8 protein-coding genes are annotated in these 7,122 nt (G+C 39.0%); 1 reads left to right on the forward strand and 7 read right to left on the reverse strand.

Annotated features, from left to right (window positions below; all coding sequences use genetic code 11):
* The coding region (locus ACP5O9_RS08455; protein WP_428723825.1) for an inorganic phosphate transporter at positions 1 to 252 on the forward strand (252 nt) is incomplete at its 5' end.
* Here ACP5O9_RS08455 and ACP5O9_RS08460 read toward each other — a convergent pair.
* The 7 genes from ACP5O9_RS08460 to ACP5O9_RS08490 all read right to left on the reverse strand — a co-directional run bounded on the left by ACP5O9_RS08460 (position 238) and on the right by ACP5O9_RS08490 (position 7,107).
* Entirely contained in the window at positions 238 to 678 is a 441-nt protein-coding gene (locus ACP5O9_RS08460) for a hydrogenase maturation protease (protein WP_353685808.1), read from the reverse strand. The two genes, ACP5O9_RS08455 and ACP5O9_RS08460, sit on opposite strands and share 15 nt — an antisense overlap.
* A 65-nt stretch (positions 679 to 743) precedes the next feature.
* Positions 744 to 2,213, reverse strand: coding sequence for a Ni/Fe hydrogenase subunit alpha (locus ACP5O9_RS08465; RefSeq protein WP_428723826.1), 1,470 nt, complete (start codon positions 2,211 to 2,213; stop codon positions 744 to 746).
* Positions 2,214 to 2,268: 55 nt separating this feature from the next.
* Positions 2,269 to 3,225: a F420-nonreducing hydrogenase gene (locus tag ACP5O9_RS08470; protein WP_428723827.1), complete on the reverse strand. Its 957-nt coding sequence runs from the start codon at positions 3,223 to 3,225 to the stop codon at positions 2,269 to 2,271.
* Positions 3,222 to 3,638, reverse strand: coding sequence for a hydrogenase iron-sulfur subunit (locus ACP5O9_RS08475; protein ID WP_424905388.1), 417 nt, complete (start codon positions 3,636 to 3,638; stop codon positions 3,222 to 3,224). Before ACP5O9_RS08475 ends, ACP5O9_RS08470 begins: the two co-directional genes overlap by 4 nt.
* 2 nt (positions 3,639 to 3,640) lie before the next feature.
* Positions 3,641 to 4,537 (reverse strand): CoB--CoM heterodisulfide reductase iron-sulfur subunit B family protein, encoded by an 897-nt coding sequence (locus tag ACP5O9_RS08480; protein WP_428723828.1) that lies wholly within the window; start codon positions 4,535 to 4,537, stop codon positions 3,641 to 3,643.
* An 11-nt stretch (positions 4,538 to 4,548) separates the two neighbouring features.
* Complete coding sequence (locus ACP5O9_RS08485) at positions 4,549 to 5,085, reverse strand: 4Fe-4S dicluster domain-containing protein (protein ID WP_353685813.1); 537 nt, start codon at positions 5,083 to 5,085, stop codon at positions 4,549 to 4,551.
* Positions 5,086 to 5,106: 21 nt separating this feature from the next.
* Positions 5,107 to 7,107, reverse strand: coding sequence for an FAD-dependent oxidoreductase (locus ACP5O9_RS08490; RefSeq protein ID WP_428723829.1), 2,001 nt, complete (start codon positions 7,105 to 7,107; stop codon positions 5,107 to 5,109).
* Positions 7,108 to 7,122 lie beyond the last annotated feature (15 nt).

The following is a 7,122-nucleotide window of genomic DNA, read 5'->3' on the forward strand; positions in this document are numbered from 1 at the left end:
ACAACACTTGACCCCTTTTCAGGCTTTTCTGCTCAGTTTGGAGCTGGATGCTGTGTTCTGTTCTTTACTTTTTTAGGAATGCCTGTTTCTACCACTTACTGTATAATAGGTGGCATTGTAGGAGTTGGATTGACAAAGGGAATTAAAACTGTTAAAGTAGAGCTTCTTAGAAAAATGGCTCTTAATTTTATAATTGCACCCTTAATAGGCTTCATTATTTCTTTTATTATTATGAAATCAATTTATTCGTAGGTATTCCTTTATCCTGGATACAGCTTCTGGAATTGCTGACTCTACCCGAGGAGAGCACTGTCTGCTTAAAGTTTCCACATCCTCTACTTCTATCCCGATGATTTTTATATCGTTTGGCATTTCATCTGGAAACACTGAATAACCAATCCTTATAATTTCAAAGATTGAAAAATTATGAGTTCCACTGGCATAGACATTTCCCCAGAAGTCTGCATTAAATTCAACAATGCTTCCAGGCTCTTTTCCTGTTTTTACTCCATCCACAATCACTGCTCTGTCATACCCCAATAATGCATCAATTAGATTAAAACCTATATTTAAAAATACAACAGTATCAACAATTCCTTCAAAATGTTCAACTACTTTTAAACCCACTCCATCATCTTTAAAATTAGGATTACCAATACCAATAATTACGCTTTTCATCTATCCTCACTGAAATAAGTTAGATAGAAAGAGCGGGGGTAAAACCCCCGCTAATAGGAAATTATTTAGCCTAATTCATAATTTCTTAGGCTTTTTATAACCTCACCATGATGGTCAATTATGTCAATTCTTACTGGAATTCTTCCAGGAAGTGTATGGGTTGAACAGGCAAAGCAAAGGTCATAAGGACGATAGGCAATCTCAACAAGATTAAGAATTCCTTCATCAACTTTACCATTCTTAATAAAGTTCTGGGCAGCTCTCTTAACTGCTATGTTCATAGGTCCTTTGTTGTGAGTTGTGGCAACAATAAGGTTTGCATCAGTAACAATACCTTTTTCATCTGTTTTGTAATGATGAATCAATGTGCCTCTGGCTGCTTCAACAATTCCCACACCTTCACCAACAGGACTGCCAAGCTCCTGACGAACATTTGGATCTGTAATGCTTTCATCTGAAGCAATCTTTTTCACAGTCTCTGCAGCGTGCATTAACTCAATTGCTCTCGCCCAGTGATAGGCTAATGTATTGTGAACAGGTTTGCCACCAAAGGCAGTAACCATCTTCTCATAAGCTTCCTGTGCCAAAGGAGTGTCAAATCCGCTTCCAACATTAAATCTTGCAAGTGGTCCTACACTGTAAATGCTTGTTCCATCTCCATCAACAAAACCTTTCCATCCAATTTTTTTCAAATATGGAGCCTTCTGATAGCTCCATGGAAGTGTTTTTTCTGCAATATAATCAAGATACTGTATTCCTTTAAATCTGCCTAATTCGTTTCCTTTGGTATCAACAATCTTTTGTGTTCCGTCATAATATGTAACTTTGTCATTGTCATCAACTGTTCCAACATAATTGGTGACCACCTTATAAACATCACCTGTAACTAAAGCCATGTATTCTTTATTTTGCAGCACAACCTTATCAAATACATCAAGAGTTAATTTAGCAAGCTCAATACAGTCATCAGCACATTTAAGAATCTCCTGCCTTTCTTCTTCTGTGATTCTCTTTGACCAACCACCTGGCAGTGCTGCAACTGGATGACTGGTTCTTCCACCGGTGATCTCAAAAATTCTTACTGCTGAGAATCTCTTTTTTAATACAAGCTTTCCAACATCTGCACCTACTTTTAAAATAAGACCTATCAAGTTTCTCTCAGCAGGTGAAGCTGTTGGGCCGCATACAAAATCTGGAAAACCAAGAGCATAAAGAATTCCTGTGTGGTCTTCTACAAAATGGGCATTATAAAAAAGTTCTCTTATTTTTTTTGCTGTAGGAGTTGGTTCAACTCCGTAAACTGCATCTGCAGCCTTCACTGAGGCTGTGAAATGCACACCCCTTCAAACTCCACAGATAGTGCTTACGGTTCTGGGAACTTCCTCAATAGGCATACCTATGAGAAATTTCTCATATCCCATGAATTCAACAACCTGCAGAAAAGCATTATCAACATTTCCTTGTTCATCAAGGAAGATAGTAATTTTTCCATGACCTTCAAGTCTTGTCATCGGATTAATTTCAATTTTCTTCATTCCCTTTCCCCCCTTCTGGGTTATTTTTCTTATTATATCTCTTAAGCCCATTTTTCTATCTCTTTATTCTTTTACCAAGAAAAGAGCTTGGCAGTGCATATCTATAAAAAAGATGAACAGGATCTGGAATCTTGTCAACAAGCTCTTCATTGTCAAGCATACTTGCTATAGCGCTTATTGCCCTGAGGCCAAAGTCTTTAACTCCAGGAATTGGTCCTCCACAGCCTCTACATGGAATATTTGCAGAAGGACATTTTGCTCCACAGTCACCCTGTGTTACAGGACCAAGACATAGATATCCTTCTTCAAGAAGACAGCCGTCTTCACTTGGTGCTCCATCAATTGTTCTTTTTACCTCAGTTGCAAGCTTTTTGGGTCTGCCTTTTAACACTGGATTTCTATCGCACACTTCGCATACTGCTTTACCCATTGTAATCCATGAACCAGGAGGTGGAAGCTGACCAGAAAGTAAAGCTGTAAATGCCTTTGCTATGTGTTCATGATAGGGAGGACATCCACCAATGTAATAATCCACTTTTACAACCTGATCAAGAGCTCTTGCATCCATTAAAGTAGGTAAAGTTAATTCATATTTGCCATCAACGACAACAGTTGTCTGTGGTAATACTTTTTCTGGATTATCTGTACTAAAAGTGTTTATATAGGCTTTATCAAGCAACTGCTCTGTTGTATGTAAATTTACAAGTCCTTTAATTCCACCACAGGATGCACATATTCCAAAGGCAATAAGAACTTTACATTTCTGCCTCATTACCTTAGCAATGTGCTCGTGCTCAGAGTTTCTTATATTTCCAGAAATTAATCCCACATCAATTGAGCCATCAGGCATTGCTTCAAGATCTTTATATTTTGCATCAGCCACTGTTGGTGCCCAAAAAACTATATCTAATTGAAGAGCAACATCTACCAGTGCTTCAGATAAATCTACAACAGCTATATCGCAACCACCACAGCCACCGGCAAGATAATATGCAAGTTTAGGCTTGCTCATTGTGCCCCTCCTTTCAATGGATTTGGTCCAAGCTCTCTTATTTTGGCATCGAACTCTGTCATAGCTTCAGAAAATCTCTTGCCTTCACTTCCTGAAATCCATTCAAGCTGAATTCTTTCAGGCTCTACTCCGAGTTCTGTAGCAACACGCTTAAAGAGTTTAAATCTTCTGATTGCTTTGTAATTACCTTCTTTATAATGGCAGTCACCAAAGTGGCATCCACCTATAAATACTCCATCTGCTCCTCTTATGAGGGCTTCTGCTATAAATTCTGGTTCAACTCTTCCACTACAGGGCACCCTTACTATATGCACTGTAGGAGGATAACTATAACGGAGACTTCCTGCCAGGTCTGCCCCTTGATATGTGCACCATTGGCAGGCAATAACAATAAGTCTTGGCTCCCATGCCATCTTTAATTCCCTCCTTTTATTTTAGTTATTATTCCATTCAAAGGAATTGATGCCTGCGCAGTTGCTTTTTCAACATCCGCACCCATTGCTATAGCTGCAAGCTGCACAATGTGAAGAGCAGGAATCTTATAGTCAAGTTTTTTCTGTTCTACTAATAAAGCTTGCCCCGCATCAAATTGTAGTAAACAGGAACTACAACCAATGACACATAAATCAGGATCAATTTCCTCTTTTATAACATCCAGCTTCTTTTTGAAAAGAGCAAGAGACTTTTCAGATGCTGTTGACCTCAATGCACCCATTCCACAGCAATCAGTTATTGTGCTGTAATGAGGGGCTATACCACCCATTGACTCACATATTTCTCTCAATCTTTTTGGAAAGAATGTATTGTCTTCATTTGTAGGATAGGCTTTGCTTGGCCAGAGATTGTGGCAACCTGTCTGCACAGCACATTTTACTCCATTAAGATTGTATTTAATTTTAGATTTAAGAGTATCAAGCCCGATTTCTTCATAAAGAAAATTAATGAAATTCCACACTTTTGTAGTCCCTTTGTATTGTTTCCCAACCTTACCAAGTATCTTATTAACCTGCTCTTTAATTTCAGGGTGCTTTTCCATGTGATATCTTGCTTCATTTAAAGAACCATAACAAGAGCCACAGCCTGTAATTATGTCAACGCCCTTTTCTTCAGCAATACTTAAATTCCATGCTGATGCAGCTGCCCATCCTACTAAATCCACTGATGGCATAGTTCCAAAGGCAGGACAACATGCAGCTCCTTCAAGCTCTACAATTTCAACGCCAAGTTCATTTAACATATATCTTGCTGAATACTCAACATCTGGTCTATTGAAAGGTATGTTACATCCAAGGAAAAATCCTATCTTTTTCATCTCTCTCCTCCTTAATCAAGCGGGAATGGTGCTATTTCTTCCAGGATAGTTTGCTTTAAAACTTCCTGGTACTTTTTCCTTAATTCATCAAAGCTCAATGCTGTTGGTGGTTTCTCTGGCAGACCTGCTTTCTTTCTTCTTTCTTCAAATCCCTTTGGAAATACCGCATGACCGAACTTATATAAATTTCTTAAACCCTCATAGGTATTTGCAGGGCAGGACTCTACCTTAATTGCTGCTCTTCTTAATGCCTGAATTACTTCATATGGTTTTATATCCATCGGACATATTTCAACACAACGGTTACAGGACTGGCATCCCCATATAGAGGAATCCTCAAGAAGAATATCTCTTAAACCAAGATTGGCTGCATGAACTATCCTTTTAATAAAAAATTCTAATCCTGCTAATGCCATGGGACATGTAGCTCCACATTTTCCACACTGTATGCATTCTCTTAATTCATCTGCGCCTAATCCTATTAATTCTTTTACAAAGCTTTCATCTGCCTGCGTAAGATCAATTACATTTACGCCGCCTTCTTCCATTTTATTCCTCCTTTATTTATTTTATGCTTCAGCTAATGCATCAATCTGTGCCAGAATTTGCTCAGTTGTAAATCCATGGAATGTAATCGCTCTTGATGGACATGCGCTGGCACAAACGCCACATCCTGCACAAAGAGCAGGTTCAATATATGCTTTTTCTTTGCCTTTGTATTCTTCAAGTTTTATTGCTCCATATGGACAAAGAGGAACGCAAACACCGCAACTGCTGCATTTTTCTCTATCTACTTTAGAAATAATTGCTTCAAATTTAATCTTACCTGGGATAACCAAAGCAGCTGCTGCAGAAGAAGCTGCACGTGCCTGAGCAATTGACTCTGGAATATCCTTTGGACCTTGCACACATCCTGCAAGAAATACTCCTTTGGCAGCTGTTTCAACTGGATAAAGCTTGGTATGAACCTCCCTTAAAAATCCTTCTCTTCCACATGTTGCTGCAAAAAGTCTGCCAAGTTCCTCTGTTCCTGCTGGAGGTTCAATAGCTGTTGCTAAAACAACCATGTCTGCCTCAAGCTCAACAGGAGAGCAAAGGTCAACATCAAAACCTCTCACTCTGAGCTTCCCATTTGGTTTTACATCAACTGCTGAAACTCTCCCTCCTCTGATTACCTTGACGCCCAATTCTTTTGTATAAACATAGAATTCCTCAAAATCTTTTCCTGCTGTTCTTACATCTATGAAAAAGAGATAAAGCTTGATATCCGGATATTTTTCTTTAAGAATTCTTGCGTGTTTTAGCATATACATGCAGCATACTTTTGAACAATAGGTATGATATCTCTCATCACGGCTTCCAACACAGGATATAAATGCAATGGTCTTTGGCTTTGTTCCATCAGAAGGTCTTTTAAGTTCTCCCTCTGTTGGACCTGTAGCTGAAAGAATTCTTTCAAATTCCATTGCTGTAACTACATCCGGGCTATGAGGCGAGTATTCTTTAAAGTGAGTTTTTTCCATTACTTTGTATCCTGTTGCAAGAATCACTGCACCAACCTTGAGATTTACATACTCATCTTTATCATCAAATTTTATTGCACCTGCTGGACAACCCTGTATTCCCTTAGGTGGGATTCCTTTTTCACAAATCTGGCAGGCTGGTTTGCCTGTTTTATCCATTGATTTGAAATAAAGACAGTTTGCTCTATCAATCACTGCCTTTTTTGGAACAGCCTGGGGAAACTCAATATAAGCTGCCCGTCTCTGATTCATTCCAAAGTTATATTCATTAGGAACCCTTGAAGGACAAAGTTGAGTACAGACACCACAGCCTGTGCATTTATCCCAGTCTATATATCTTGCCTTTTTCTTAACAGTAATATCAAAATTACCCACATAGCCCTTTACAGCATCCACTTCTGCATAGGTAATAAGTTCAATATTTGGATGCTGAGCTACTTCAACCATCTTTGGAGTAAGAATACACGCTGAGCAATCCATTGTTGGAAATGTTTTGTCAAGCTTTATCATCTGTCCACCAATTGATGGCTGTCTCTCAACAAGATAAACCTTAAGCCCCATATTGGCAAGGTCCAAAGCTGCAAACATTCCTGCGACTCCACCACCTACTACCATTACAGACTTTTCCATATCACCATAGCGATCATAAAGAGGCTCTGCCAATTTCACTTTTGCTACTGCGCTTCTTATGAGTCTTTTTGCTTTCTCTGTAGCACCGGTTTTATCATGCCAGTGAGCCCAGCTATCCTGATCTCTGATGTTAGCCATCTCTAAGAAGTATCTATTAAGTCCTGCTGATTCCACAGCATCTCTAAAAATTGGCTCATGAGTTCTTGGTGTACATGCTGCAACAACCACTCTATCAACTACTCCATCTTTAATATCCTTTTTAATAATCTCCTGGCCTGGATCTGAACACATAAAAAGATAATTTCTTACAACAGCTACATCTGGAAGAGTCTCGGCATATTTCACAACTTCTTCAATGTTCACCGCACCTGCAATATTCTCTCCACAATGGCATACATACACCCCTATCTTTGCCATCTTAAGCCCTCCTTA

The organism is Thermodesulfovibrio sp., assembly GCF_049969575.1.
In the GTDB taxonomy this organism is placed as follows: Bacteria; Nitrospirota; Thermodesulfovibrionia; order Thermodesulfovibrionales; family Thermodesulfovibrionaceae; genus Thermodesulfovibrio; species Thermodesulfovibrio obliviosus.

What these genes read in the sequence shown, in the direction of transcription:
- ACP5O9_RS08460 (WP_353685808.1), bottom strand. Translation starts at nt 678, where the DNA reads ATGAAAAGCGTAATTATTGGTATTGGTAATCCTAATTTTAAAGATGAT.
- ACP5O9_RS08470 (WP_428723827.1), bottom strand. Translation starts at nt 3,225, where the DNA reads ATGAGCAAGCCTAAACTTGCATATTATCTTGCCGGTGGCTGTGGTGGT.
- ACP5O9_RS08475 (WP_424905388.1), bottom strand. Translation starts at nt 3,638, where the DNA reads ATGGCATGGGAGCCAAGACTTATTGTTATTGCCTGCCAATGGTGCACA.
- ACP5O9_RS08480 (WP_428723828.1), bottom strand. Translation starts at nt 4,537, where the DNA reads ATGAAAAAGATAGGATTTTTCCTTGGATGTAACATACCTTTCAATAGA.
- ACP5O9_RS08485 (WP_353685813.1), bottom strand. Translation starts at nt 5,085, where the DNA reads ATGGAAGAAGGCGGCGTAAATGTAATTGATCTTACGCAGGCAGATGAA.
- ACP5O9_RS08490 (WP_428723829.1), bottom strand. Translation starts at nt 7,107, where the DNA reads ATGGCAAAGATAGGGGTGTATGTATGCCATTGTGGAGAGAATATTGCA.